The organism is Streptomyces sp. NPDC005423, from assembly GCF_040606415.1.
In the GTDB taxonomy this organism is placed as follows: Bacteria; Actinomycetota; Actinomycetes; order Streptomycetales; family Streptomycetaceae; genus Streptomyces.
Genome location: NZ_JBEXET010000002.1, coordinates 368,509 through 394,494 on the forward strand (window position 1 = coordinate 368,509; position 25,986 = coordinate 394,494).

At 70.7% G+C, this 25,986-nt stretch carries 22 protein-coding genes, 3 tRNA genes and 1 pseudogene; 10 read left to right on the top strand and 16 right to left on the bottom strand.

Annotation, left to right across the window (positions count from 1 at the left end; translation table 11 throughout):
• The first annotated feature begins 125 nt into the window (after positions 1–125).
• Complete coding sequence (locus ABZT12_RS05475; protein ID WP_356377645.1) at positions 126–1,028, top strand: hypothetical protein; 903 nt, start codon at positions 126–128, stop codon at positions 1,026–1,028.
• Positions 1,029–1,118: 90 nt separating this feature from the next.
• Here ABZT12_RS05475 and clpX read toward each other — a convergent pair whose 3' ends face one another.
• The 5 genes from clpX to ABZT12_RS05500 all read right to left on the bottom strand — a co-directional run bounded on the left by clpX (position 1,119) and on the right by ABZT12_RS05500 (position 5,818).
• A complete protein-coding gene (clpX, locus tag ABZT12_RS05480; protein WP_356378112.1) occupies positions 1,119–2,405 on the bottom strand; it encodes an ATP-dependent Clp protease ATP-binding subunit ClpX in 1,287 nt (428 codons plus the stop codon).
• A gap of 159 nt (positions 2,406–2,564) precedes the next feature.
• A complete protein-coding gene (locus ABZT12_RS05485; RefSeq protein WP_356377648.1) occupies positions 2,565–3,245 on the bottom strand; it encodes an ATP-dependent Clp protease proteolytic subunit in 681 nt (226 codons plus the stop codon).
• A 50-nt stretch (positions 3,246–3,295) separates the two neighbouring features.
• On the bottom strand, positions 3,296–3,901 hold the full coding sequence (locus tag ABZT12_RS05490) for an ATP-dependent Clp protease proteolytic subunit (protein ID WP_356378115.1): 606 nt from the start codon (positions 3,899–3,901) through the stop codon (positions 3,296–3,298).
• A 268-nt stretch (positions 3,902–4,169) separates the two neighbouring features.
• Positions 4,170–5,555, bottom strand: a complete 1,386-nt coding sequence (gene tig, locus ABZT12_RS05495; RefSeq protein WP_356377651.1) for a trigger factor — start codon at positions 5,553–5,555, stop codon at positions 4,170–4,172.
• Positions 5,556–5,744: 189 nt separating this feature from the next.
• A tRNA-Pro gene (locus ABZT12_RS05500) sits at positions 5,745–5,818 on the bottom strand.
• 162 nt (positions 5,819–5,980) lie between these two features.
• Between ABZT12_RS05500 and ABZT12_RS05505 the strand changes: the two genes are divergently transcribed.
• Positions 5,981–6,051 (top strand) — tRNA-Gly (locus tag ABZT12_RS05505).
• Between the two features lie 501 nt (positions 6,052–6,552).
• On the opposite strand, the gene ABZT12_RS05510 is transcribed toward ABZT12_RS05505, so the two are convergent.
• Positions 6,553–6,627 (bottom strand) — tRNA-Trp (locus ABZT12_RS05510).
• Between the two features lie 274 nt (positions 6,628–6,901).
• Between ABZT12_RS05510 and ABZT12_RS05515 the strand changes: the two genes are divergently transcribed.
• A complete protein-coding gene (locus tag ABZT12_RS05515) occupies positions 6,902–7,234 on the top strand; it encodes a DUF6083 domain-containing protein (RefSeq protein WP_356378118.1) in 333 nt (110 codons plus the stop codon).
• Between the two features lie 303 nt (positions 7,235–7,537).
• Here ABZT12_RS05515 and ABZT12_RS05520 read toward each other — a convergent pair whose 3' ends face one another.
• Positions 7,538–7,732 (bottom strand): hypothetical protein, encoded by a 195-nt coding sequence (locus tag ABZT12_RS05520; RefSeq protein WP_356377654.1) that lies wholly within the window; start codon positions 7,730–7,732, stop codon positions 7,538–7,540.
• Between the two features lie 457 nt (positions 7,733–8,189).
• Here ABZT12_RS05520 and ABZT12_RS05525 point away from each other — a divergent pair, with 457 nt between their 5' ends.
• On the top strand, positions 8,190–9,287 hold the full coding sequence (locus ABZT12_RS05525; protein ID WP_356377657.1) for an acyltransferase family protein: 1,098 nt from the start codon (positions 8,190–8,192) through the stop codon (positions 9,285–9,287).
• 43 nt (positions 9,288–9,330) lie between these two features.
• On the opposite strand, the gene ABZT12_RS05530 is transcribed toward ABZT12_RS05525, so the two are convergent.
• Together ABZT12_RS05530 and ABZT12_RS05535 are read right to left on the bottom strand one after the other, a co-directional pair.
• Complete coding sequence (locus ABZT12_RS05530; protein WP_356377661.1) at positions 9,331–9,783, bottom strand: HD domain-containing protein; 453 nt, start codon at positions 9,781–9,783, stop codon at positions 9,331–9,333.
• Positions 9,780–10,967 carry a PP2C family protein-serine/threonine phosphatase gene (locus ABZT12_RS05535; protein WP_356377663.1) on the bottom strand — a complete coding sequence of 396 codons (1,188 nt, stop codon included), beginning with the start codon at positions 10,965–10,967 and terminating at the stop codon, positions 9,780–9,782. Before ABZT12_RS05535 ends, ABZT12_RS05530 begins: the two co-directional genes overlap by 4 nt.
• Before the next feature lie 162 nt (positions 10,968–11,129).
• Here ABZT12_RS05535 and ABZT12_RS05540 point away from each other — a divergent pair, with 162 nt between their 5' ends.
• Positions 11,130–12,380: a GNAT family N-acetyltransferase gene (locus ABZT12_RS05540; protein ID WP_356377666.1), complete on the top strand. Its 1,251-nt coding sequence runs from the start codon at positions 11,130–11,132 to the stop codon at positions 12,378–12,380.
• 25 nt (positions 12,381–12,405) lie between these two features.
• On the opposite strand, the gene ABZT12_RS05545 is transcribed toward ABZT12_RS05540, so the two are convergent.
• From ABZT12_RS05545 to ABZT12_RS05555, 3 genes are all read right to left on the bottom strand, one after another.
• Entirely contained in the window at positions 12,406–13,218 is an 813-nt protein-coding gene (locus tag ABZT12_RS05545) for a DNA-formamidopyrimidine glycosylase family protein (protein WP_356377669.1), read from the bottom strand.
• Between the two features lie 132 nt (positions 13,219–13,350).
• Positions 13,351–13,839 carry a ribose-5-phosphate isomerase gene (locus ABZT12_RS05550; protein WP_356377672.1) on the bottom strand — a complete coding sequence of 163 codons (489 nt, stop codon included), beginning with the start codon at positions 13,837–13,839 and terminating at the stop codon, positions 13,351–13,353.
• 231 nt (positions 13,840–14,070) lie between these two features.
• Positions 14,071–16,062, bottom strand: a complete 1,992-nt coding sequence (locus ABZT12_RS05555) for a protein kinase (protein ID WP_356377676.1) — start codon at positions 16,060–16,062, stop codon at positions 14,071–14,073.
• A gap of 238 nt (positions 16,063–16,300) precedes the next feature.
• Between ABZT12_RS05555 and ABZT12_RS05560 the strand changes: the two genes are divergently transcribed.
• Complete coding sequence (locus ABZT12_RS05560) at positions 16,301–17,023, top strand: LPXTG cell wall anchor domain-containing protein (RefSeq protein ID WP_356377679.1); 723 nt, start codon at positions 16,301–16,303, stop codon at positions 17,021–17,023.
• A gap of 194 nt (positions 17,024–17,217) precedes the next feature.
• Here the strand turns inward: ABZT12_RS05560 and ABZT12_RS05565 are convergent, their stop codons facing one another.
• Positions 17,218–17,820 (bottom strand): biotin transporter BioY, encoded by a 603-nt coding sequence (locus ABZT12_RS05565; protein ID WP_356377682.1) that lies wholly within the window; start codon positions 17,818–17,820, stop codon positions 17,218–17,220.
• A gap of 404 nt (positions 17,821–18,224) precedes the next feature.
• On the opposite strand from ABZT12_RS05565, the pseudogene ABZT12_RS05570 reads away from it, so the two are divergent.
• A pseudogene (locus tag ABZT12_RS05570) lies at positions 18,225–18,488 on the top strand (winged helix-turn-helix domain-containing protein); the annotation flags it as partial.
• 236 nt (positions 18,489–18,724) lie between these two features.
• Positions 18,725–18,937 carry a hypothetical protein gene (locus ABZT12_RS05575; protein ID WP_356377685.1) on the top strand — a complete coding sequence of 71 codons (213 nt, stop codon included), beginning with the start codon at positions 18,725–18,727 and terminating at the stop codon, positions 18,935–18,937.
• A gap of 31 nt (positions 18,938–18,968) precedes the next feature.
• On the opposite strand, the gene ABZT12_RS05580 is transcribed toward ABZT12_RS05575, so the two are convergent.
• Entirely contained in the window at positions 18,969–19,637 is a 669-nt protein-coding gene (locus ABZT12_RS05580) for a DsbA family protein (protein ID WP_356377688.1), read from the bottom strand.
• Positions 19,638–19,774: 137 nt separating this feature from the next.
• On the opposite strand from ABZT12_RS05580, the gene pepN reads away from it, so the two are divergent.
• Together pepN and ABZT12_RS05590 are read left to right on the top strand one after the other, a co-directional pair.
• Positions 19,775–22,366: an aminopeptidase N gene (gene pepN, locus ABZT12_RS05585; RefSeq protein WP_356377691.1), complete on the top strand. Its 2,592-nt coding sequence runs from the start codon at positions 19,775–19,777 to the stop codon at positions 22,364–22,366.
• Positions 22,367–22,638: 272 nt separating this feature from the next.
• Entirely contained in the window at positions 22,639–23,703 is a 1,065-nt protein-coding gene (locus tag ABZT12_RS05590; protein ID WP_356377694.1) for a hypothetical protein, read from the top strand.
• A gap of 18 nt (positions 23,704–23,721) precedes the next feature.
• Here ABZT12_RS05590 and ABZT12_RS05595 read toward each other — a convergent pair whose 3' ends face one another.
• Entirely contained in the window at positions 23,722–24,144 is a 423-nt protein-coding gene (locus tag ABZT12_RS05595) for a DUF4440 domain-containing protein (protein WP_356377697.1), read from the bottom strand.
• Positions 24,145–24,222: 78 nt separating this feature from the next.
• On the bottom strand, positions 24,223–25,986 hold the full coding sequence (locus ABZT12_RS05600) for a TIGR03767 family metallophosphoesterase (protein WP_356377700.1): 1,764 nt from the start codon (positions 25,984–25,986) through the stop codon (positions 24,223–24,225).

Below are 25,986 nucleotides of genomic sequence, written 5' to 3' on the forward strand. Positions count from 1 at the left end.
AGAGGTGTCACCGGGCAGTACCGAAACGCGTTTGTTCTGTAACGGTGCCGTCCCCGATGCCGTGCCCTTCCGGTGCCTGCGCCAGGATGTCAGGAACACATAAGCATCTGGAGGGGAACCCAGTAATGAGCTACAACCAGCCGGGCCCGTACGGCGGGCAGCCGCAGCAGCCCGGGCCGTACGGTCAACCGGGCCCCTACGGTCAGCCGCCCCAGGCGCCGCAGGGCGCCCCCCAGCCCGGCTACGGCTACCCGCAGCAGGCCCCTCCCGCCCAGCCCGGCTACGGCTACCCCCAGCAGCCCCCGCAGGGCGTCCCGCCGCAGAACCCGCCCTACGGCCAGCCCCCGTACGGCGTCCCGCAGCCGCCCGCGCCGGGCGGCGGCAAGAAGAAGACGGGCCTGATCATCGGCGCGGTGGCGGTGGTGGCCGCGATCGCGGTCGGCGCGTACTTCGTGATCGGCGGCAGCAGCGGCGGCAGCGTCGGGGACGACGGCGCCCACAAGCTGACCACGCCGGCGACGGTCCTCGACGGCTCGTACAAGAAGAGCGACTCCGGCTCCGGCAAGATGAGCGACTCCGACCTCAAGGACGCCCAGTCGTGGGGCATCCGGAACCCGAAGGACGTCAGCGCCGGCTACACCGCGGGAACGGGTGTGACCGCCAAGCAGCTGCTGTTCTCCGGCGTGTACGGCACGATCGACGACCCGGCCAAGGTCGTCGACGCGATGTTCGGCCAGATGAAGAAGGACTCCGCGTCGGGCTCCGCTACCGACGGCAAACTCGTCGGCACCCCACAGGAGTTCAAGCCGGCCGGTTTCAGCGACGGCATCCTGAAGTGCCAGGCGATCGAGAGAACCACGAGCGGCACGACGACGAAGATGCCGCTCTGCATATGGGGCGACCACAGCACCGTCGCCTACGTGCTGTCCTACGACATGGCCGCCCTGGCGGCAGGCAAGAGCAGCTCCCTGTCCGACGCGGCGACACTGGCCGGCAAGGTCCGCGACGACGTACGCGTCAAGGTCTGACGGCTCAAGCGGCTCAGGCACAGCCAACTGCGAAGGGGCCCCGGTCGGTTGACCGGGGCCCCTTCGCAACACACAACGAATTCCGGGGAGTTACGCCGTCTTCTGCTCGCCCGGGCCCCGGCCGCGTGCGTCGCGCGGGATCAGGGTCGGGTTGACGTTGGAGAGGACGACGTCCGCCGTGATGACGACCCGGGCCACGTCCTTGCGGGACGGGACCTCGTACATGACGCCCTGGAGGACTTCCTCCATGATGGCGCGCAGACCCCGCGCGCCGGTCTGGCGCAGGATGGCCTGGTCGGCGATGGCTTCGAGGGCCTCGCGCTCGAAGTCCAGCTCCACACCGTCGAGTTCGAAGAGCCGCTGGTACTGCTTCACCAGCGCGTTGCGCGGCTCGATCAGGATCTGGAGCAGCGCCTCGCGGTCCAGGTTGTGGACCGAGGTGATGACGGGGAGCCGGCCGATGAACTCGGGGATCATGCCGAACTTGACCAGGTCCTCGGGCATGACGTCCTCGAACTGGTCCTTGGCCTGAAGCTCCCGCTTCGAGCGGATCGTCGCGCCGAAGCCGATGCCTTTGGCGCCCGCCCGGGACTCGATCAGCTTCTCCAGGCCAGAGAAGGCGCCGCCCACGATGAACAGCACGTTCGTCGTGTCGATCTGGATGAACTCCTGGTGCGGGTGCTTGCGTCCGCCCTGCGGCGGCACCGAGGCGGTGGTGCCCTCCAGGATCTTCAGCAGCGCCTGCTGGACGCCCTCGCCGCTCACGTCACGCGTGATCGACGGGTTCTCGCTCTTGCGGGCCACCTTGTCGATCTCGTCGATGTAGATGATGCCCGTCTCGGCCTTCTTGACGTCGTAGTCGGCCGCCTGGATGAGCTTCAGCAGGATGTTCTCGACGTCCTCGCCGACATAGCCCGCCTCGGTCAGCGCGGTGGCGTCGGCGATCGCGAACGGGACGTTCAGCATCCGGGCCAGGGTCTGGGCGAGGAGCGTCTTGCCCGAACCGGTGGGGCCCAGGAGCAGGATGTTGGACTTCGCCAGCTCGATGGCGTCGTCCCGGCTCTGGCCGCCGCCGTGCTCCCCGGCTTGAACGCGTTTGTAGTGGTTGTATACCGCGACTGAGAGCGCCTTCTTGGCGGACTCCTGTCCGACCACGTATCCCTCGAGGAACTCGTAGATCTCGCGGGGCTTGGGAAGTTCCTCCCAGCGCACCTCGCTCGTCTCCGCCAGTTCTTCCTCGATGATCTCGTTGCAGAGGTCGATGCACTCGTCGCAGATGTACACACCGGGCCCTGCGATGAGCTTCTTGACCTGCTTCTGGCTCTTGCCGCAGAACGAGCACTTGAGCAGATCGCCGCCGTCACCGATGCGTGCCACGGTGTGCTTCCCCTTCGCCTGGGAGACGCCTGCGTTCAGCGGCTCCTGGTGCTGCCTTATGTCCGACGGTACCTTGCCGGGGCCCTCGTCCGGGCCCCCCTTGGCACGGTTCACTTCCACGTGGACCGTACCGGGGGGCGGCGACGACACGGCTCCGGGTCAGCGGACCTCGGCGTTGTTCATCTTCCGGGTGGAGATGATCTGGTCGATCAGGCCGTACGCCAGCGCGTCCTCGGCCGTGAGGATCTTGTCGCGCTCGATGTCCTCGCGGATCTTGTCGATCGGCGTGGTGGAGTGCTTGGCCAGCATCTCCTCCAGCTGCGCGCGCATCCGGAGGATCTCGTTCGCCGCGATCTCCAGGTCGGAGACCTGGCCCCGGCCCGTCTCGCTGTAGGGCTGGTGGATCAGCACGCGCGCGTTCGGCAGGGCCATGCGCTTGCCGGGGGTGCCGGCGGCGAGCAGGACGGCGGCGGCGGAGGCGGCCTGGCCCATGCAGACCGTCTGCACGTCCGGCTTCACGAACTGCATGGTGTCGTAGATGGCCGTGAGGGCGGTGAAGGAGCCGCCCGGGCTGTTGATGTAGATCGAGATGTCCCGGTCGGGGTCCATCGACTCCAGGCACAGCAGCTGCGCCATGACGTCGTTGGCGGAGGCGTCGTCGATCTGCACACCGAGGAAGATCACGCGCTCCTCGAAGAGCTTCGCGTACGGGTCGTACTCGCGCACGCCCTGCGAGGTGCGCTCGACGAAGCGCGGGATCACGTAACGGGACTCGGCGGCGGGTGCCGTGTATTCGGCGCGCGGGCCGTCGAACAGGCCGCTGCCGGTGAAGTCGTTCACTGTCTCTCTCCTGGGGACTGTGGCGGTCGGCTGGGGGCTGTACGGGGGTGTCAGGCCCCGGTGCCGCCGCCGCCCGGCATGCCGGCGGCCGTGGGCATGATGTCGTCGATGAGGCCGTACTCCTTGGCCTCGACCGGGTCGAACCAGCGGTCGCGGTCCGAGTCACGGGTGACCTGCTCGACCGTCTGACCGGTGTGGAAGGCGGTCAGCTCCGCCATCCGCTTCTTGGTGTGCAGCAGCCGCTCGGCGTGGATCTTGATGTCCGACGCGGAACCGGCGAGGCCGGCCGAGGGCTGGTGGATCAGGATCTCGGCGTTCGGCAGCGCGAAGCGCTTGCCGGGGGTGCCCGCGCTGAGCAGGAACTGGCCCATCGAGGCCGCCATGCCCATGGCGATGGTCACCACGTCGTTCTTGATGTACTGCATGGTGTCGTAGATCGCCATGCCCGCCGTGATCGAACCACCCGGGCTGTTGATGTACAGGAAGATGTCCTTCTCCGGGTCGGAGGCAAGGAGCAGCAGCTGGGCAGTGATCTTGTTGGCGATGTCGTCGTCGACCGCCTGGCCGAGGAAGATGATCCGCTCGTTGAGCAGCCGGTTGTAGACCTGGTCGCCGAGGCCACCACCGAAGTTGGGCTCACCGGCGGCGGAGGGCATCAGATTCGTCACGTATCCACCTGCTCGTCTTACGACGGCGCCGGGCCGTCTACACGTGTACTGCCGGGGCGTGGGGCCTTCCGGCCAATTCCGGGGACTCCCCTGCCCTCGTACTCATGGACCCTAACGCGCGGGTCCCTTCGGGCAATCCCGCAAAGGGAACTGTTCGCTGTGAGCGCAGGTCACCCGGGCGCCGGGCGGTTCCCCGCGCCCTGGATAAGGCAAAGCCCCGGGGGGCAGTCCCCGGGGCTCTCCTGCCCTGCAAACGCTACGCCTCGGTCGGCTCCTCGGCAGCGGCGTCGGCCGTCTCGGCGGAGGCGTCGACCGTCTCGGCGGTCTCGTCTTCGTCGTCGAGGTCGACGACCTCGCCGTTGGTGTCCTTCACCGTGGCGGCCTCGACCACGACGGCCAGCGCCTTGCCGCGGGCGACCTCACCGACGAGGAGCGGAACCTGACCGCCCTCGACGACCGCCTGGGCGAACTGGTCGGGGGACATGCCGGAGGAGGCGGCGCGCCGCATGAGGTGCTCGGTGAGCTCCTCCTGGCTGACGTTCAGCTTCTCCTTGTTGACCAGCTCGTCGAGGACGAACTGGGTCTTGATGCCCTTGACCGCGGCCTCGCGGGTCTCGGTCTCGAACTCCTCCTCCGTCTTGCCCTGGATCTCCAGGTACTTCGGGAGGTCGAGACCCATCTGGCCGAGCTGGTGGTGCTCCAGGTTGTGCTTGCGGGTGTTGATCTCGTCCTCGAGCAGCTTCTCGGGGACGGGCACCTCGACGAGCTCCAGGAGCTTGTCCAGGACGCGCTCCTGGGCCTGGGTGGCCTGGTCGTACTGCTTCATGTTCTCAAGGCGCTTGCGGCTGTCCGCGCGCAGCTCCTCAAGGGTGTCGAACTCGGAGGCGAGCTGGGCGAACTCGTCGTCCAGGGCGGGCAGTTCGCGGGCGGCGACCTGGGTGACCTTGACGGTGACCTGGGCCTCCTGGCCGGCCGCGGAGCCGCCCTTCAGCTCGGAGGCGAAGGTGGTCTCGGCGCCGGCCTCCAGGCCCTTGACGGCCTCGTCGATGCCGTCGAGCAGCTCGCCGGAGCCGATGGTGTAGGAGACGCCCTCGGCGACGCCGTCCTCCAGGACCTCCCCGTCGACCTTGGCCTCCAGGTCGAGGGTCACGACGTCGCCGTCCTCGGCGGCGCGCTCGACCGGGGAGGTCGAGGCGAAGCGGTCACGGAGCTGCTCGACCGACTTGTCGATGTCCTCCTCGCTGACCTCGACCGGGTCGACCTCGACCTCGATGCCGGAGTAGTCCGGGATCTCGATGGAGGGCCGGATGTCGACCTCGGCGGTGAAGTTCAGCGTCTCGCCGTCCTTCAGCTCCGTGATGTCGACCTCGGGCTGGCCCAGGGGGTTGAGCTCCGCCTCGTTGACCGCGTCGGTGTAGAACTTCGGAAGCGCGTCGTTGACCGCCTCCTCCAGGACCGCACCGCGGCCGAACCGCTGGTCGATGACGCGCGCCGGGATCTTGCCCTTCCGGAAGCCCTTCACCGTGACCTGCTGGTTGATCTTCTTGTACGCCGCGTCGAGGCTGTCCTTGAGCTCCTCGAAGGGCACCTCGATGCTGAGCCGAACCCGGGTCGGGTTCAGGGTCTCCACGGCGCTCTTCACGGTTGGGTCTCCTTGGGGGCTGACTTCTTGGGGTGCGGACCCAGACAGGTCCGGCGCTTACGCCGCCCGGAGGACTTCAGACGTGAGACACACGGGCGCGCAGCTTGCATAGTAGCCGCAGTGACAGGACGCCCCAAAAGGCGATCTTGTGAGGTACCGCTGCACGGTCGCCGAGGACTCGTACGGTTGTCGGGGTGGCGGGATTTGAACCCACGGCCTTCCGCTCCCAAAGCGGACGCGCTACCAAGCTGCGCCACACCCCGTCAGGTGCGAACGTAGGGTACATGCCCGCGGCCGGTGGAACCGCCGCATTCGGCGAGCCCGCCGTGGCGCCGACGGGGACCGGCAACAGGTGTGCGGCGACACCCCACGACCCGCTACGATGCCTTCTGTGCCGCACTCGCGTGACCTGCGGCGCATTGTGTGCGGGCGTAGCTCAATGGTAGAGCCCTAGTCTTCCAAACTAGCTACGCGGGTTCGATTCCCGTCGCCCGCTCTCCACGCATCAGGGTCAGGTCGGAGGATCATTCCTCCGCCTGGCCCTGATCATTTCCAGGGGTCGCGTTCAATCCGCCGCGTCCCCCGTGTGCCCCTCGGGCTGTCGATCTCGGGCGCTGCGCCGACGCGCGTCCTGGTACACGCCAACCCCGGCGGGAATGGGTCGATCACCGTAGGGCGCGAGCGGGTCAAGGCGATACCTCCGGCGGCACCGCTCAGACTCCGGGATGGCGGGGGCCGCCGTTCGCGGGTGCCGGCCGAGTGGCGCGTGCGCGGGGTGCTTCCATCCCGTCCGCCGCCGACCCGGGCAGAGCAGGGCAGACGCGGCCCAGGGCGTGAACGGCGTTCGGAGAGTGGCGAGTTGGGACGGGTGGCGAAGGCTCGCGGCGAAGGGCTCGGTCAGTCCGATCCTGGCCCGAGACGAAGCGCTGTGGGCCCCACGCCGAACCGACAGCAGTACCGTCCGGTCACGGCAGCCACGCCGGATACGGCGAGAAGGCAGAACCGGCCGGATTCGAACCGGCGTCCTCGCGATTTTGGAGACCGCGCGCGACGACCTCTGCGCTACGGCTCCGCCCCGTCGCCATCCTACGGATGCACGCTACTACCGAGGTAGGACCCGGGCCCGTTGACGTCACCGTGGTACGAGATCGTCAAATGAGGCCAAATCGCGACCTACTACGATCCCGTCAGATTCGCTCACACTCGAACTCATGGGGGCGACACGGGATGCCGGCGAGTCGACGTGTCTTCGCTGCGGGCGGGCCGACCGATCCGTACACGAGCGGGGGCGGATCAACCTCATGGCGAGCTACTGCGAGAGATGCTGGAACACGCTCGCCAACGAGATGGCCGCGAGCGACGGAGCCACAGCCGCGCCCAGACCCGAACCCGATCCTGACGACACAGCATGGATCGAGCCGCCGGTATGTCCGGTGTGCGGCGTATTGGTTCGCGTGTATCCGACGAACTACGATCGCTGGGTCAGCCTCGCCATGGTGGAACTGCCTGCCAAAGACGTCCCGGAGGCTTTCAGATGGCGTTTGACGCGGCTCCCGAGCCGCTCCCCCATCCCCACCGACATCGTTGCCGTACGGGTCCGTGGAATCGATCCGCTACCGAGCGAACCCGTCGTACCGGCTCACAGGATGGTCTGTGTTCCCGAGCGCGGTGAGCCGTAGCGCTCTCAGCGGCCGGCGGGAGGTTCGACCCATCTCCGGGCGGGCCCGAGGTCGTTTCCGGGGGTGCCGTGGCGGGTGTGGGACGCGGCGGGCCGGTGTTCCGGTGGGACGTCGAGGCCGGGCTCGGTGGCGGATCCGTCGGCCGGCCAGTCGCCGGGGGTCGGGTGCTGCCGGTCGACGCCGGCACGTGGGTGGCCGCGCGGTCGTCCGCCCGTCGCGGCCGGCGCGGGTGACCAGCCGCGGAGCCGGGGCGCGGCCCTCCGGGTTCGGTCGCCGCGCGTGGTCGTACCGTGCCTCAGCCGCTCAGAAGTTGATCGAATTGATCGTCTCCGCCAGTGAGTTGAGGAACCGGTTGATGGACGGAGCCATCCCGGTGGAGGCGAGGAAGAAGCCGAAGAGTATGGCCACGATGGCCGGCCCCGCCTTGATGGAGCCACCCCTGATCAACACCACCAGGATGATCGCCAACAGCAGCACCACAGACAGTGAAATGGCCACAACTGATCACACCCTACGGTCGGTTCCGCTCTACCGGCCCGGGAACGCGACCCTGCGCACCCCCGCCAGGACCATCGTGCCACCAACCCGGCCCGGGTATGCCGCCGCTGACACATCGTCGGTCACACAGGTACGCGACGACCCCGCGCGCCGCCGCCCCCGCGACCCTCGGAGTGATGTCCCGCACACCAATTCGAGGGCGCCGTCGGGACACATTCCGCTCGGATCGTTTCCGTGTCCACACATCGCGTTCGCAGAGCATTTCGAATTGTGGGCACGGGCACCCCAATAGGAGTGCCGGGCGTGCCGTTATGCTCCAATTAAGCGGGACGAATGCTGACATCATGGGCACATATCGTATGCCTGGTCGACATCTCGCAGTCCTAAGAATCTTTTCATGCGGGAATGGCCCCCGACGGTTTCACGGATTCCCACAGGCGCCGCTAAGGTGCCTAAAATGTTCAAACAGCGTGACGCGTTCTTCGACAACGCGAAGTACCTGGCGATCGTTCTGGTCGCCATAGGCCACGCCTGGGAGCCGTTGAAGGGCGACAGTCGCATCCTGGAGGCCGCGTACACCGTCGTGTACGCCTTCCACATGCCGGCGTTCATCATCATTTCCGGCTACTTCTCACGCAGCTTCGACTTCAGACCCGACCGCCTCAAGCGGCTGATCACCGGTGTCGCGGTGCCGTACGTGATCTTCGAGACGGCGTATCCGCTGTTCAAACGCTGGGTCGACCACGCTCCGCACCAGGAGGTCAGCCTTCTCGACCCCTGGTACCTCACCTGGTTCCTGTGCGCGCTGTTCGTGTGGCGGCTGACCACGCCGATCTGGCAGGCCGTGCGCCATCCGCTGCCGCTGGCGATCGGCGTCGCCATGCTGGCGACCGTCAGCCCGGAGATCGGCGACGACCTCGACCTGCAACGGGTGCTGCAGTTCCTGCCGTACTTCGTGCTCGGCCTCTGCCTGCGGCCCGAGCACTTCCGCCGGGTGCGCCGGCGGGAGATGCGGATCCTCTCCGTGCCGGTGTTCGCGACCGCGCTGGCCGTCGCCTGGTGGGCGGTGCCCGGGCTGAATCCCGCGTGGCTCTACCACCGGGACGCCGCTCAGGAACTGAACGCGCCCTGGTGGTCCGGGCCGGTCATGGTGCTCGTCCTGTTCGGCTGCTCGCTGCTGCTGACCGCGTGCTTCTACGCGTGGGTGCCGGGCCGCCGGATGTGGTTCACGACGCTGGGCGCGGGCACCCTCTGCGGCTATCTGCTGCACGGGTTCGTGGTGAAGGCCGGTGTCTACAAGGGCTGGTTCGACCACGCCTGGCTGCACAGCGCGCTCGGCGAGATCCTCGTGACCGTCCTGGCGGCCGCGACCGTCACCCTGTTGTGCACCCCGCCCGTACGTCGGGTGTTCCGCTTCGCGCTGGAGCCGAAGATGGAGTGGGCGTTCCGAGGTCACCCCGGCCAAGGTTTCCGGGAGCGCGGGAACGACGGCCCGGACGCGAGCGGGAACGAGAGCCGGGACGAGGCCAAGGACGGCGTGAAAGTCTCCGCCTAGGAAGCCGAAACCGGAGGCCGAGGCGGAGCCGGAGTTGCAGCCGTCAGCGTCGCAGGCCGAGAAGCGCGCGCATCCGCGCGTACTTCTCGGTCAGCCGGACCCGCGTCGCCTCGTCGAGGACCGCGAGGCGCACCGGGTCCGCGTTGTGCGCCAGGTCCGCCTCCTTCACCAGCAGGGCGCCGGGGGTGGCGAGAACGCGCTCGGCGTACGCCTCGGCTGGCTCCCCGGCCCGCTTGGTGACCGCCAGGACGATGTCCTTCGTACGACGGCTCAACGCCGCTTCCCGCAGCCACCGTTGCGACAGCGCGTCGTCCTCGACGGCGTCGTGCAGCCAGGCCGCCGCGATCTGTTCCTCGTCGCCGCCCCGTGCGCGCACCCCGTCGGCCACCGCTTGGAGGTGCTCGGCGTAGGGGCGGCCGGCCTTGTCGGTCTGGCCCGCGTGGGCGGCGCGGGCGAGGGCCGCCACCTCGGCCAGGGAGAGCGGCGGGGCCGTCACCGGGTCAGCGCCTGTGCCTGTGCGGTCGGGCCCTCGCGGCAGACCAGCAGCAGGGCGCGGTCGTCGTTGACGTCCTTGGCGACCGCCTCGATCAGGTGCCAGGCCGCGCCGTGGAAACCGCCGGCGACATAGCGGTCGGCCTCGCCGGTGAGGCGGTCGATGCCTTCGACGATGTCCCGCTCGGAGGTCTCCACCAGTCCGTCTGTGAACAGCATCAACACGTCCCCGGGGCGCAGCGATCCCTTCACAGGGTCGAACTGGGCGCCGTCGTACACACCCAGCAGGGGTCCTTCCGCCGCCTTCTCCTCCCAGCGGCCGGTGCCCGCGCTGAGCTGGAGGCCCGGCGGGTGGCCGGCGGAGAAGAGTTCGTAGTCGCCGGAGTCGAGGTCCAGGACGAGGTGGATGGAGGTCGCGAAGCCCTCGTCCCAGTCCTGGCGGAGCAGATAGCCGTTGGCGGCGGGCAGGAACGCGTGCGGGGGCAGCGAGCCGAGCAGTCCGCCGAACGCGCCCGACAGCAGCAGGGCACGCGACCCGGCGTCCATGCCCTTGCCGGAGACGTCGGTCAGGACGACCTCCATCGTGCGGCCGCCGTTGGTGCGGGCCGCCACCACGAAGTCGCCGGAGAACGACTGGCCGCCCGCGGGCCGCAGCGCCATCTCCCGGTGCCAGCCCTGCGGCAGTTGGGGCAGTTTGCTCTGTACCCGGATCCGCTCGCGCAGGTCGAACAGCATGGTCCCGCCGCGCCGCCAGGGCACCCCGACCCGGCTGCGGAACTGGGCGATCAGCAGCCCGAAGAAGCCGCACGCGGCCACCACCAGCACCACACCCGGGGTCACTCGCGACGGTCCCTCGGTGTACGGGCCGAGCTTCACCGACTCCACGATCAGGGCCGTCGCCGCCGCCGCGTACAGACCGAGCAGGCTCGCCGGACGGAGCACCAGGCCGCCGGCGACGATCGGCAGCACCAGGGCGGCCGGTGAGCACCACACGGAGTCGGCGAGCGTCGTGGCCGCGATCAGCGGGATGGTGATCAGCAGTCCGGCGAGCGCGACCCAGTCCGAGCCGTCCCCGCGGAAGTAGTCCACGGCGCTTCTGCGCAGGCCGGTGCGGACCCGGTGAACCAGCTTTTTCAACCGGGCCGTGAAGGTGTCGGCCTCCGCGCGCCGCTCTCGTCCTGCTGCCATTAGTTCGGGACCCTATCCATCCGACCTGCCCCTTGGCACGGGAGGTCCCACTTGTCCCCCGTCCGAGGTCCGACTTCACAGTGAACTTCACGGACGGCGCCCGCGCGGGCGTCGCGCGGAAATTCCCTGGCTCGTCCCGCATTGCCCTGATAGGCATGGCCCATGGCGACAGACGCGAGGAACACGGGCGCCGACGTGCGGGTACTGCGGCGGGACGAATGGGACAACTGGTACGACAGGCTCCTCGACGCCTTCGGCGGGGTCCCCGAACCGGCGGAGGAACGGGCGCTGTTCAACTCGCTCACCGAAGTCGACCGTTCTCTCGGCGTCTGGGACGGGGACACCTGCGTGGGGACGGCGGGCGCGTTCAGCTTCCGCATCACCGTGCCCGGCGGCGCCTCGGTGCCGGCCGCGGGCGTCACCATGGTCAGTGTGGCCGCCACGCACCGGCGCCGGGGCATCCTGGCCTCCATGATGCGCCGCCAGTTGGACGATGTGCGGTCCTGGGGCGAACCGCTCGCCGTCCTGACCGCCTCGGAACCGGCGATCTACGGCCGGTTCGGGTACGGCATCGCGACGACGAGGCTCTCCGCGGAGATCGACACCGACCGGGTCCGGCTGTCGGTGCCCGCCGGTACGGATGACGTACGGCTGCGGCTCGCGGACCCCGTCTCCGTACGGGAGGCGTGCGAAGCGGTGTACGCGCGACGGGTGGCCGGGCGGCCGGGGATGCTGGCACGGCGGCCCGGGTGGGAGAACCTGCCGCTGCTCGACCCGGAGAGCGCGCGGCAGGGCACCTCCCCGCTGCGCTGCGTGCTCGCCGAGCGGGACGGTGAAGTCCTCGGCTACGCGCGCTACTTCACCAAGCCGCGGTGGACCCCGGAGGGTCCCGCGGGCACGGTCGAGCTGCGCGATCTGGAGGCGCTGGACCCGGCGTCCCACGCGGCGCTGTGGCGGTTCCTGTTCGGCATCGACCTGACGGGGACGGTCAGGCTGCACACTCGTCCCGTCGACGACGCCTGGCAGCACCTGGTCTCCGACATCCGCCGGTGCGCCGTACGGCACCGGGACTCGCTGCATGTGCGGCTGGTGGAGGTGGGGGCCGCGCTGGAGGCGCGGACCTATCAGGCGCCGGTGGACTTGGTGTTGGCGGTCGAGGACTCCTTCTGCCCCTGGAACGAGGGGAGTTGGCGGCTCACCGGGGACACCAAGGGCGCCTCCTGCGAGCGCACCGGGGACGCGGCCGATCTGGCGCTGACCGTAAGGGAGTTGGGGGCCGCGTACCTCGGCGGGGTGTCGCTGGCCTCGCTCGCGGCGGCCGGGCGGGTGCGGGAGCTGCGCCAAGGGGCGTTGGCGGAGGCGTCGTTGGCGTTCGGGTCGGTGGTCGCTCCCTGGCTGCCGCACGGCTTCTGAGGCCGTCGGGCGCGGAGCGTCCGGCTCACTGCGGCGGCTGGCAGCGGGGGCACCAGAAGAGGTTGCGGGCGGCGAGAGCGGCGGTGCGGATCTCACCGCCGCAGACGAGACAGCGCAGGCCGGACCTGCGGTAGACGTAGACCTCGCCGCCGTGGTCGTCGACGCGCGGCGGGCGGCCCATCGCCTCGGGGGTGTGCTCGGGGCGGACCGTGTCGATGCGGTTGTCGCGGACGCCCTCGCGCATCAGCCCGACCAGGTCGTGCCAGATCGCGTCCCACTCGGCCGGGGTGAGGTCCCGTCCCGCGCGGTAGGGATCGACGCCGTGCCGGAAGAGGACCTCGGCGCGGTAGACGTTGCCGACGCCCGCGACGACCTTCTGGTCCAGCAGCAGTGCGGCGATCGACGTACGGCTGCGGGAGATCCGCCGGTACGCGGCCGAGGGGTCGGAGTCCGGGCGCAGCGGGTCGGGGCCGAGGCGGTCGTGGACCGCCCGCTTCTCGTCGTCCGTGATGAGGGCGCAGGTCGCCGGGCCGCGCAGGTCGACGTAGGACAGGTCGGTCGCGAGGCGGAGGCGCACGGTGTCGGTGGGCGGGGGCGCCGGCGCGTCGCCGAGGGTCACCTTGCCGAACAGGCCGAGGTGGATGTGGACCCACTCATCGTCCCGGAAGCCGAGGAACAGATGCTTGCCGTGGGCCTCCGCGCGGCGCATCACGGTGCCGTCGAGGAGGGCGGCGGCGTCGGCGAACTTGCCCTGCGGGCTGGTCACTTGGACCGGCCGGCCGGAGAAACGGCTGCCGTAGTCCAGTGCGAGCCGGTGGATGGTGTGCCCCTCTGGCACCTGTCGTGTTCCTCTCCCGACCGAACGCCCGGCCGCCCACCGCGCGTTCGCGACGGGTGGGACGCGCGGGGCGCCGGGCCTCGGCCACTACGACTGCCTACGGCTGCTGCGACCGCGACCGCGTACGGCTGCTTACGGCTGCTGCGGGTGGTGCGCCGGGATCTCCGGCAGGTCGCCCGTCGTCTCGTACGCCGTCAGCATGTCGATGCGCCGGATGTGCCGGGGGTCCTCGGAGAACGGGGTGGCGACGAAGGTCTCGACGAACTTGGTCGCCTCCTCCCGCGTGTGCATCCGGGCGCCGACGGCGACGACGTTCGCGTTGTTGTGCTGGCGGCCGAGGGAGGCGGTCTCCTCGCTCCAGGCGAGGGCCGCGCGGACCCCCTTGACCTTGTTCGCCGCGATCTGCTCGCCGTTGCCCGAGCCGCCGATCACGATGCCGAGGGCGTCCGGGTCCGCCGCCGTGCGCTCCGCGGCGCGCAGGCAGAAGGGCGGGTAGTCGTCCTGGGCGTCGTAGATGTGGGGGCCGCAGTCGACGGGCTCGTGGCCCGCCGCGGTGAGCCACTCGACGAGGTGGTTCTTGAGTTCGAAGCCCGCATGGTCGGAGCCGAGATACACGCGCATGGTCCGAGTGTGACACGGACGTTTCCGGCAGGCAGCCTCGGGGCCCGACGCCGAGAAATGCCGGCAGCACCGTCAATCCTCGAAGAATCCCGAGGAACAATCCGGATTCCGAGGTGCGCGAAGTCCCCTTACCTCCGATTCGCCGGGCCGACCCGCACTCCCCTCGTCATCGTCCGTGCGGGGCACGGCTCACCCGGCCGGGCAGGTCTCCGTAGGCGACACCGCCCGCGTTCACAGGACCAGGAAGCTCGCCTCGACCCTGTCGTAGACCTTGAGCGCCCGGCTCGCCACGGCTTCCTGGTACCAGGTGCTGACCTGGTACGACTTCCCCGCCGCGTCGAAGCCGAGGAGCCGGGCGTGCCAGGCCACGCCCTTGAGCGTGAAGGTGTACTCCCAGACGACCGCCGGCCGGCCCTGGAACGTCGTCCGCTCCAGCCGGATCTTCCGGTAGTCCTCGCCCTGGCGGGCGTTCCGCTCCGAGGTCTCCCAGGTCTCCATGAGGTCGCCGTGGGCCAGCGAGGACTTCCCCACGAGTTCCTGGCCGCCGTCGGGGGACGTGTAGTGGACCTCGGAACCCGTCTTCAGGTCGCGCCGCCAGCCCACCGGGGTCGCCCAGGCGAACCCTCCCGCCTCCCGGTGGGTTCCCGCCGGGAGGCTGGGCGGCCGGGCGGTGCCCTCCACGGTGGACGAGGGGCCGCCGGTCGGGGTGGCGTCCGCCGCGCTGACGGAGGCCGCCCGCGAGGAGGGCCCCGCGTGCGGGCCGGCGGCCGGTCCGCCGCCCCCCGTCGCCAGGACGACCCCCGCCACCGCCCCGGCAACGGCCACCGCCCCGGCCGCGGCGATCAGCGCGCTACGGCGTCCAGGACGGCGCCGGGCCAACGGCGTTACGGGGTAGGGGAGTTCGGTCTGCGGGGGAGCGGGATCCGGGACGCGGGCCGGACGGGTGTCGGGCGGGGGCGGCTGTGCCGGTGCGGGTACCGGCGCGGCCTGGGGCTCGGTGACCGCCCCGGCGCGTACGAGGGAGACGCCGGGCGGGCGCGGAGCCGCTCCGCGGAGGTTGGCGGCGGAGGCCTCGGAGCCGGAGCCGGAACGGAGTTCGGAGGCGGCTCGGCCGGAGGTGCTCGCCGACTCCTGCGCGGTGGAGGGAAGTTGGGGTGGTACGGCGTCCTCGACGGGGCCGGGTCCGGCGTCGGAGTCGGGGTCGGGGTCGGGGTCGGGGTGGGGCGGGGTCGCGGGCCGGCGCGGGTCGCGGGCCGCGCGGACGAGCGACGGGTCCAGGTAAGCGGGGGTGGGCGACTCCTCGGGGGCCACCGATGAGGGGGTGCCCTCAGCCACCGTCGCCATGAGCCTGGGCGTGGGCGTGGGCGTGGAATCGGGCTCGGGCGTGGGTGTGGGCGCGGACTCGTGCGCGAGTGTGGGAGTGGACGTGAGCGTGGGAGGGGGCGGTGGATGCGCGATCGGCGTCAGCGCGCTCTCCAGGTCCTCGAGGCCGGGCCGGACCGAGGGTTCCTTCTCCAGCAGGGCGGCCAGGATGTCGGTCAACGGGCCTGCGGTCTCCGGGAGTTCGGGCTCCTCGTAGAGGACCGCGTGCAGGGTCGCCAGGGTGGTGTCCCGGGAGAAGGGGGAGCGTCCGCCGAGGGCCGCGCAGAGTGTCGCGCCGAGGGACCACAGGTCCGACGGGGGCCCCTGAGGGCGGCCCGACACCCGCTCAGGAGCCATGTAGTCGGGCGAGCCGACCAGCATGCCGACCATGGTGAGCGCCTTGGCGTCCTGGATCGCGGCGATGCCGAAATCGGTGAGGACGACCCGGTGGCCCCGGCTCTCGACGAGCACGTTGCCGGGTTTGATGTCCCGGTGCAGGACGCCTCCCGCGTGCACCTGGCGCAGCGCCGACACCAGGCCCAATCCGATCCGGGCCGCCTCCTCAGGGACGAGCGGGCCGTCCTCCGCCAGCGTGCGTTCCAGGGAGCGGCCGACCACCAACTCCATGACGATCCACAGGCGTTCGCCCTCGTCGACGACGTCGTAGACCCGCACCACGTTCGGGTGGTCGATGCGGGCCGTGGCCCGGGCCTCGCGCAGGGTGCGCTCACGGCGGGTGCGGGTGTCCTCCGCGTCGAGTCCGTCTATGCGCATTTCCTTGACCGCGACCTGCCGGTCGAGCATTTCGTCGGCGGCTCGCCACACCCGCCCCATTCCCCCCTGTCCGATACTTTCTGCCAACCGATAGCGCCCTGTCACGAGCAGCCCTGGAACACCACCGTCTCTCGTATTCCCCGGCAATGCGCCGCACCCCCTCAACAATCGCCCCAGCAGTCCCCGCCCGCACACCATCGGAAACTCGATGGTCACACTTCATGCCCTACCAGCATAGTGCGGAGAAATCTTGTGGTACCTCTTCAAGTACCGCGAATTCAGGCGCGGTCCCGGGGGGAGAACCGGGGAACACAAGGGGGCGAACATGAGTTCTCGTCGAGCTGTGGCCATCACGGGATCGCTGGTCACGGCGGCTTTGTCGGTGGCGGTGATCCTTCCGTCCAGTGCCACCGCGGACGATCAGGGACCGGGGAGCGGCAAGGGTGGAAAGGCGGTGGACGCCGCTCCGGCGGGAGTGAAGCTGACCACTTCACTGCCGGAGAAGATCTCTGTCGACAACGGTTCGAAGAAGACGGCGATCACCGCCACCGTGAAGAACGAAGGGACCAAGAAAAGCGGCGAGGTCAACCTGTTGGTGGTCGGTTTCGACGGCCTCAAAATCACGCGGGTGCCGGGCTGTTCGGAAATCGCCGCAAAAGATCTGCCGACCGGTTCCAACAGCGGTTACACATGCTCCGTCGGCTCTCTTGCGGCGGGCGGCTCGAAGTCGTACGCCGTCGCCGCGACGTACGACCTGGGCAGGGCCGGGAAGATGTGTCTGCCGGTGGTGTCCGCCGACGGCAAGAAGACGTTCTGGCAGCAGGGGCCGGTGCCGTTCGGTACGGCGAACCCGTCGCCGAACGCTCCGGCCACCCCGTTGCTGCTCGGCACCGACAACAAGCCGGTGGCGCCCGGCGGTGACACGCTGCCCAAGACGGGGGTCGGGGACGACGTCCTGCCGCTGGGCGCGGCCGGCACCGCCCTCCTCGCGGCGGGCGCGGCGGGCCTGTACTGGACGCGGCGCCGACCGGGTCGGCTCCAGGTCTGACGAGTTGGGGCGGCCGGCGCGGAGCGGTCGGTTCGCAGGCCGCCGACGCGGGGCCGGCCCGTTCGCGGCTCGTCGGTTCGCAGTCGGCCTGCGAACAGCGGAGGGCCGGGGCGCGATCACAGCGCCCCGGCCCTCCGTCGTGAGGGTGTTCCAGCCGGAATACCCGACGGCCCACTTCCCCAACTCCCCTGCTGTCAACCCTTGTTGGCGAACTTCCAGGCGGCGGGGGCCGCGCCCATCGCCAGGGCGGCCTTCAGGGCGTCGCCGAGCAGGAAGGGCGTGAGACCGGCCGCGATCGCCGCGCTCGCGGACAGGTGGAGGCTCAACGCCAGGTACGGCACACCGACCGCGTAGATGATCGCCTCGCCCAGCAGCATCGTGGCCGCCATGCGCGGCACGGAGCGGTCGGCGCCACGCCGGGCCAGCGCGCCCACGGCGGCGGAGGCGAGCAGCATGCCGGCGATGTAGCCGAAGGACGCGCCGGCGCCGGAGGTACCGCCGGCGAACCACGGCACACCGGCGAGACCGGCGAGCGCGTAGAGCGCGAGCGAGAGGAAGCCGCGGCCGGCGCCGAGCGAGGTGGCGACGAGCAGCGCGGCGAAGGTCTGTCCGGTCACCGGCACCGGGGAGCCCGGCACGGGCACGGAGAGCTGCGCGGCGAGGCCCGTGAGCACGGCGCCGCCGAGCACGAGGGCGAGGTCCCTGACGCGGGTGAGGGCACCGCCAGCGCGGAGCGTGGGGGAGGGCAGCAGGTCGGCGAGGACCTGACCCGGTCGGCCGGTGGCGACGGTACTCAAGGGAACTCCGCAGGTTGACGGGGTACGGGGGGACACCGTGACGCTATCCCAGGGCCCTTGAGCGGATCACCGTCAGCGCTCGACAAAGGCTTGATCGGGGAGTTGGTGGGCTCCGCACAAAGGATGCCGCTTACACGCGCTCCGGCGTGACTCCGGTCACGTGGCCGTCCGCGGCGAGGGGCCGCCGTCTCGCCCGTCGGTCGCCGTCTGGGCAGCGGTGAGCCGTTTTGCTAGCTTCGACCACATCGTCGCCCAAGCCCAGAACCTCGCGGCGCGTCGCTATGTCGACCTGCGACGCCAGGCCACGGACACCTGTCTCCGCCGCTGAGGCGGGCGGAGCGGCTCCGGCGCGCCTCGACATCCGAGACGGCGCACTGTCGGACCCGTTCCGGAGGAAGTTCCCCATGCCCCGTACCGCGGCACCCCTTCTTCCCTCCCCCGTTCCCCGCGCCGCCGACAGCGACCGGCGGCGCACCAACGCGAGTGTCATCCTGCGGTCGGTGCTGGAGCACGGGCCGGTGGCCCGCAGCACCATCGCGAGGCTGACCGGGCTCTCCCCCGCGTCGGTCACCGACTACTGCGCCCGCTTCACCGAAGCGGGTCTGATCCGTGAGTCCGCCGCGCCCCGGCGGTCGGGTGGCGTCGGCCGCCCCCATGTGCCCGTCGACCGGGTGCCTCGCGGGGGTCCCTGCCACCGTCGGACGGAACCGTTCCCCGGCGCCACCCCCGCCCCCGCCCCACCGAGGGCGTACCGCACCAGCTCGCCGGTTCGACGAGGGGTGGTCGGGGTCGTGTCGCGGCGCCCGGTGTGGGGGATTCCGGGTCCTCGGGGCCGCGTGGGCGCCTACGCTCGCAGGGTCGTGGGCGGTCGTCCGGTCGCCGGGGCTCGGTCGAGGAGGGGCGCATGGTGTTCAAGGTGTGCCTGAACTGCGGGGGCACGCTTCAGGAGTTCCGGGAGCTGACCGCCGGGGAGCGGGAACACGTGCGGCGGTACAAGCCGAAGCACACGCGCCTCGCCGCCTACTACCGCTGTGCCCGTGCGGGCTGTCTGCGGTTTCAACGGCTCGGCGACATGCGCGACGGTGACTCGTTCCCCGAGCCCGACGAGTCGTCGTAGAGCCGGGCGATGAACCCTTCCGGTCAGGGCACTAGAGGTTGCTGAAGTCCGGGCCCTTCGTGCGGGACCGCTTGAGCTCGTAGAAGCCGGGGACGGAGGCGACCGCGACGGTGCCGTCCCAGAGGCGGGCCGCTTCCTCGCCCTTGGGGGCGGGGGTGACGACCGGGCCGAAGAAGGCGATCTGCTCGCCGTCGGGCCCGGGGACCGCGATGACCGGGGTGCCGACGTCCTGGCCGACCTTGTCGATGCCCTCCTTGTGCGAGGCGCGCAGCTCGGCGTCGAACTCGAAGTCCTCCTGGTCGGCGTAGTCGATCAGGTCGGCGGGCAGGCCGACGTCCGCGAGCGCGCCGGCGATGGCCTCGACGGTCGGGCCCTCGCCCTGGTTGTGGATGCGGGTGCCGAGCGCGGTGTAGAGCGGGCCGAGGATGTCCGCGCCGTGCTTCTGCCAGGCCGCGGCGACCACGCGCACCGGCTTCCACGCCTTGGTGGCGAGCAGTTCGCGGTACTCGTCGGAGAGCTCGTCGAGCCGGGACTCGTTGAGCACCGCCAGGCTCATGAGGTGCCAGCGGACCTCTATGTCCCGGACCTTCTCCACTTCCAGCACCCACCGGGACGTCATCCACGCCCAGGGGCACAGCGGGTCGAACCAGAAGTCGACGGGGGTCCTGGCGGAGGTGGTGGTGGCGGAGGTCTCGGACATGGCTCTCCTCGGGATGCGGCCGTTTCCCCGTCGCAACACCGACCTCACCCAGGTCATTCCCGAGTGCCCGCCCTCAGGGGCCCATGGCAGGATCGGTGCTGTCCGCTTGCCGATCAGCCACCCGAGGGAGCGCTTCCGTGCCCGGTGAGAACCTGTCCCGCGACGAGGCCCGGGAGCGGGCCGCCCTGCTGTCCGTCGAGGGGTACGACGTCTCCCTCGACCTGCGCTCCGCCGTGGGCGACGCGACCGGCGAGGGGCCGCGGACCTTCCGGTCGGTGACCACGATCCGGTTCCGCTGCGCCGAGCCGGGCGCGGCGAGTTTCGCGGACCTGATCGCACCGGAGGTGACCTCGGTGTCGCTCAACGGCCGGGACCTCGATCCGGGCGAGGTCTTCGACGGGGTCCGGATCCGCCTGGAGGACCTCGCCGCCGAGAACGAGCTGACCGTCGACGCGCGGTGCGCGTACTCCCGCACCGGCGAGGGCATGCACCGCTTCGTCGACCCGGAGGACGGCGAGGTCTACCTCTACACGCAGTACGAGCCGGCCGACGCCCGCCGGGTCTTCGCCAACTTCGAGCAGCCCGACCTCAAGGCGCCCTACCGCTTCGAGGTCCGGGCGCCGGAGGGCTGGACGGTGTGGGGCAACGGAGCCGGTGAACTGGCCGACGGGGTATGGCGGTTCGCCGAGACGAAGCCCATCTCGACGTACATCACCGCGGTGCTGGCGGGCCCGTACCACTACGTCACCGACACCTACGCGCGCACCTTCGACGACGGTACGACGCTGGAGATCCCGCTGGGCGCGATGTGCCGCAAGGGTCTGGCGCCCTACTTCGACGCCGACGACGTCTTCCTCATCACCAAGCAGGGCCTGGACTTCTTCCACGACCACTTCGACTACCCGTACCCGTTCGGGAAGTACGACCAGGCGTTCGTGCCCGAGTACAACCTCGGCGCGATGGAGAACCCTGGGCTGGTCACCTTCCGCGAGGAGGCCGTCTTCCGGGGCAAGGTGACCCAGGCGTCGTACGAGAGCCGGGCCAACACCATCCTGCACGAGATGGCGCACATGTGGTTCGGCGACCTGGTCACCATGGAGTGGTGGGACGACCTGTGGCTCAAGGAGTCCTTCGCCGACTTCATGGGCGCGTTCGCGCTGGTCGGCGCCACCCGCTTCACCGACGGCTGGATCACCTTCGCCAACCGCCGCAAGGCGTGGGCGTACCGGGCCGACCAACTGCCGTCGACGCATCCGGTCACGGCCGACATCCGCGACCTCCAGGACGCCAAGCTCAACTTCGACGGCATCACGTACGCCAAGGGGGCGTCCGTACTCAAGCAGTTGGTGGCGTACGTCGGACAGGACGCGTTCCTGGAGGGCGCGCGGCGCTACTTCAAGCGGAACGCCTACGGCAACACCCGGCTGGGCGACCTGCTGTCGGTCCTGGAGGAGACGAGCGGGCGGGACATGGCGGCCTGGGCGCGGTCCTGGCTCCAGACGGCCGGAGTCAACTCCCTCACCCCGCAAGTGCTGTTGACGCCGGAGGGGCGGATCGCGGAGCTCACGGTGATCCAGGACGGGGTGGCCGTCGCCCCGGCCGGCCGGCCCGAACTGCGGCCGCACCGCGTGCGGGTGGGTCTGTACCGGCGTACGGCGGACGGCGCGCTGGAACGGTACGCGCGGGCCGAGGCGGACGTGGACGGTCCGCGCACGGTGGTGGCGGAGCTGGCCGGCGCGGACGCTCCCGAGCTGGTGCTGGTCAACGACGACGACCTGACGTACTGCAAGATCCGCTTCGACGAGACCTCGCTGGAGACGCTGCGGTCGCACCTCGGCGATCTCACCGATCCGCTCGCCCGCGCCCTGTGCTGGTCGGCGCTGTGGAACCTGACCCGCGACGCGCTGCTGCCCGCGCGGGACTTCGTCGGCCTGGTGCTGCGGTTCGCGGGCCGGGAGTCCGACATCGGCGTGCTCCAGATGCTGCACGCGTGGACGCGGTCGGCGCTGGAGGAGTACGCGGCGCCGCAGTGGCGGGAGACCGGCGGCCGGCTGGTCGCTGAGGGCGCGCTGACGGAGCTGCGCCGCGCCGAGCCGGGCAGCGAGCACCAGCTGTCGTGGGCCCGCTTCTTGGCTGCGGTCGCCGCGGACCCGGCCGAACTGCAGTTGTTGCAGGGCCTGTTGGAGGGTTCGGCGAAGATCGACGGGCTTGAGGTCGACCAGGAGCTGCGGTGGGCGTTCCTGGAGCCGCTGGCCGCGCACGGTGCGGCGGACGAGCGGGTGCTGGCGGCGGAGCTGGCCCGGGACGACACGGCGTCCGGCAGGCGGCACCAGGTGCGGTGTCTCGCGGCGCGGCCCTCGGCGGCGGTGAAGGCCCAGGCGTGGGCGCAGGTCGTCGAGTCCGACGCGCTCTCCAACGCGCTGGCCGAGGCGACGATCCACGGCTTCGCGCGGGCGTCGCAGCGGGAACTGCTCGCGCCGTACACGGAGCGGTACTTCGCGGTGATCGAGCGGGTGTGGACCGAGCGGTCGATCCAGATCGGGATGGACGTGGTGCGGGGGCTGTTCCCCGCGTACCAGGACTCCCCGGCGACGCTGGAGGCGACGGACACGTGGCTCTCCGCGCACGAGGAGGCGGCTCCGGCCCTGCGCCGGCTGGTGCTGGAGGCGCGGGACGACCTGGCGCGGGGGCTGCGGGCACAGGCGTGCGACGCGGGAGCGGCCGGCTGACCCGGGTCCGGTCTCTGGTCCGGTGCCGGTTTCTCCGGTCCGGCTCCGGCTCTGGTCGGTCCTCGCTCCGGCTCCTGGGGCCGGGCTCCGCGTGACCGTTACCGAATACGGTCGGACATGCCCGTAACCCCTGGTCCGACCCGGTCGGGCCAAGGGTTTTCGGCGCCTGCTCGGCATCCGAACACCCGCTCTCCAGCCCCGCCTTGTCCGGATTTGTCGACGGACGTGCAACAGCGGTTAGGGAGCGGAGCCGGGGCGGGAAACCCGGTCCCATGGACCACAACAGCCCGTTGTCCCCGTTGTCCCCATTGTCCCCGTTGTTTCCGCGCCCCCTCAGCCACCTCTCCGCGGCGCACCGGCGCGTCCTGACGCTCGGCCAGCTCCGCTCGCACGGCGTCTCGGCCGCCGAGGCGGGCGAGCACACCCGGCCGGGCGGTCCCTGGCAGCAGTTCCTGCCGGGCGTCTTCCTGCTGCACGCCGGACCGCCCACCGGCGAGGAACGGCTGCACGCGGTGCTGGCGTACGCGGCGCGGGAACGGCCGGCGGCGGTCCCGGTCCAGCCCGGCTCGGCGGAACCGCACCGCCCCGCGTACCCGGAGGCGGTGCTCACCGGTCTCGCCGCGCTCGCCCTGTACGGCTTCGCCTCGGTCCCGCCGCCGCTCTCCGCGGAGCGCGTCGACGTCCTGGTGCCCCGGCTGCGCCGACTGCGCTCGACGGGGTGCGCGCGGATCGTCCGCACCCCCGACCTGCCGCCCGCCCGGCAGGTGCGGGGCTTCCCGGTCGCCCCCGTGGAGCGCGCCCTCGCGGACGCCGTGGCCGGCCTCGCGGACGCGAACGCCGTACGTCTGCTGCTGACCGAGGCGGTGGCCGGCCGGCAGTGCGAACCGGCCTCCGTGGTACGGGAGTTGAACGAAGCGAGGCTGCTGGGCCGGCCGCATGTGGCGGACGCGGTGGACGCGCTGCTGGCCGAGGGCCGGGCGCTCGCCGAGAACCGCCTGTACCGGATGGTGAGCGAGTACGGGCTGCCGGACCCGGTGTGGAACGTCGATCTGCGGCTGCCCGGCGGTCCGCACCTCGGCGGCCTGGACGCGTACTGGCCGGAGCAGGCGGTCGCGGTGGAGCTGGACACCCGCGCGCCCCGGCAGGACGAGGACGCCCTGGGGGCGGAGCACGCCCGCAAGCGCGAGCTGCTGGAGCGGCTCGGCATCACGGTCGTCCACATCTCGCCCAGGAAGCTGCGCGACAGCGGGGAACAGCAGGCGGCGGTCGTCCGTACGGCGCTGCTGGCGGCCGGGGACCGTGACCCGGCCACGTACGTCGTGGTGCTGCCCCGGTAGTGCCGGACCGGGGCAGGCTCAGGAGGCCGCTGGCGGGCGCTCGTCGTCCCAGGCCATCGACGTCATCCGCCAGCCGTCGGGGGTGCGCACGAACTGGGTGGCCTTGTGTCCGGCGCCCTCGAACCACTCGCCGTCGAGGCGGCCGGACTTGCGGTAGTCGCTGAAGCGGTGGGCGATCGAGCCGTAGATCTCCGTCTTCTCGGCGACCTCCCACTCGGAGAACTCGGTCAGGGTGCCGTCGGTGAGGATCCGCTCGCGGGGTTCGACGAAGGCGGCGAGGTCGTGGAGGACGGGCTCGTCACCGGTGTTGTTGATGATCATTCCCTGCGGGATGAACAGGTCGTGGACGACCCCGACGTTCGGGCGGCGGCCGCCGGTGTTGGTGAACGCGCCGAGGAACTCCCGCATCAGCCGGTCGAGTTCGGCCTTGGTGTCGGACACGGGTCACCCTCCATGGTGTGTGGCGGCCGGGGTCCGTCCTCCGCGGCACCCGGCGTCGTGCACCCTATCGCCGCCCGTTCAGCCCTTCTTCAGCACCAGCTCCGTGTTGCGGTCCTTCGCGTCGCCCGCCAACGCCTTGCTGGCGCCCGGGGCGTTGAAGGACAGTTCGCGGTAGAGGGCGGCGAGACCGGTCTGGGTGAGGTCGGCGAAGTCCGTGCGGTGCGGGGCGGCGGACTCCACGAGGGTGGTGAAGACCGAGAGTGTGCCGTCCTTGTTGTCCACCAGCTCGACGACGCGGGCGAGTTGGGGGTAGTCGACGTGCGAGGCGGTGGAGATCTCCCAGAAGGAGCGGCCGTCGGGCGCGGAGTGCGGGGTGATGACGTTGCGGTGGATGTGGCCGTTCACCCAGGCCAGTACGTTGGCGTGGCTGCCGAGCAGGGCCACGAGCGCGGAGCCGTCGTAGCGGCGCTCGGTCGGGTGGGCCGGGTCGGGGCGGGTGTTGTCCATCGTCTTGCTGGTGTGGTGGCTGAAGATCACCGCGTACGAGTCCCTGTTGTCCCGCAGGGTCTTGTCCAGCCACCTCAACTGCGTTGCCCCGATGGACCCTTCGTAGTGACCGCCGGCGTCGGTCGTGTCGACGCTGATGCCGATCACGTCGTCGGCGATGCGGAACGTGTAGTACTGCGTACCGGCGTCGAGGTTGGCGGAGGAGTAGCCGTGGCCGACCGGCCCGAGGCCCTGGTAGGCGGGGTCCAGGTGGGCCTTGAGGTACTCGGCCGGGGTGTACGGTGCGCGCTTCTCGTCCGGGGTGACCGAGCGCATGTCATGGGCGTGGGCCTTGAGGAGGTCGCGGTAGCCGGTGCCCTTGGGGTCCTTGGCGTTCTTGATGGCGTTCTGCAGCTTCTTGGACTCGGCCGCGGACAGCGTCATCAACTTCTTGCCGCCGATAGCGAGTTCGGCGAGGTAGGGGTCGCCGTGCGAGCCGTAGCAGCCGAGCGGGAGGGCGTCGTGGTTGCCGACGGTCGAGTACCAGGGCAGGTTCAGGCCGGGGCTGCGGACCTCGCGGATCGCGGCGGCCAGGAAGCCACTGAGATGCGGGAAGCCGACCTGCTTGTCGCCGTCGCGGACGGTCGAGTCGGGCTGCCAGTACAGCTTGAGGCCGCTGTTCTGGACGCCCTCGTAGTGGCGCGGGTCGCCCGTGTTGGGGTCGATCCTCCCGCCGCTCATGATCTTCATGAACCATTCCAGCTCGGACTTGGCGTTGTTGTCCGTGTTGTCGCCGGTGGTCATGACGAAGTGCAGCGGGGAGCCGGTGACGGGGGCGCCGCGCAGCGCGTTGACCCGCTCGACGAGCGAGATCGCGCCGGGCACGCTGAGCGCCTCGTGCGGGCGCCAGGCGTGCGGGTCGGCCGAGCGGAGGTACTCCAGGCGCAGCGGGTGCTGGGTGTCCATCAGGTGCAGGTCGGTGAACTGCACGAACGACGCCAGTGCCGTACGGCGGCCCGCGCGGCCGGACTTGGGGGCGGCGAGGTCACCGCGGACGACGCGGCTCCAGCCGGGGCCGTCGCCGAGACGGCGGTAGCCGGAGCTGTTGCGGGGCGCGGCGACCATCGCCAGGGTGGTGCCCTTGGTGTAGGGGGCCAGGGAGGCCGCCGGGGCCTTGCGGGACTGGGCGAGGGGCTGGGCCACGGGCGCTTCGGCGTCGGTGGTCGCGGCCTGGCTGTCGGTGGGCCGCAGGGCGTAGCCGACGCCGGCGGAGACGGAAACGGCCGCTGTGGCGGCGAGGACGGAACGGCGGTTGACCCCCAGCGCGGAGCTGGCGACAGAGCGTGTGCGCGACAT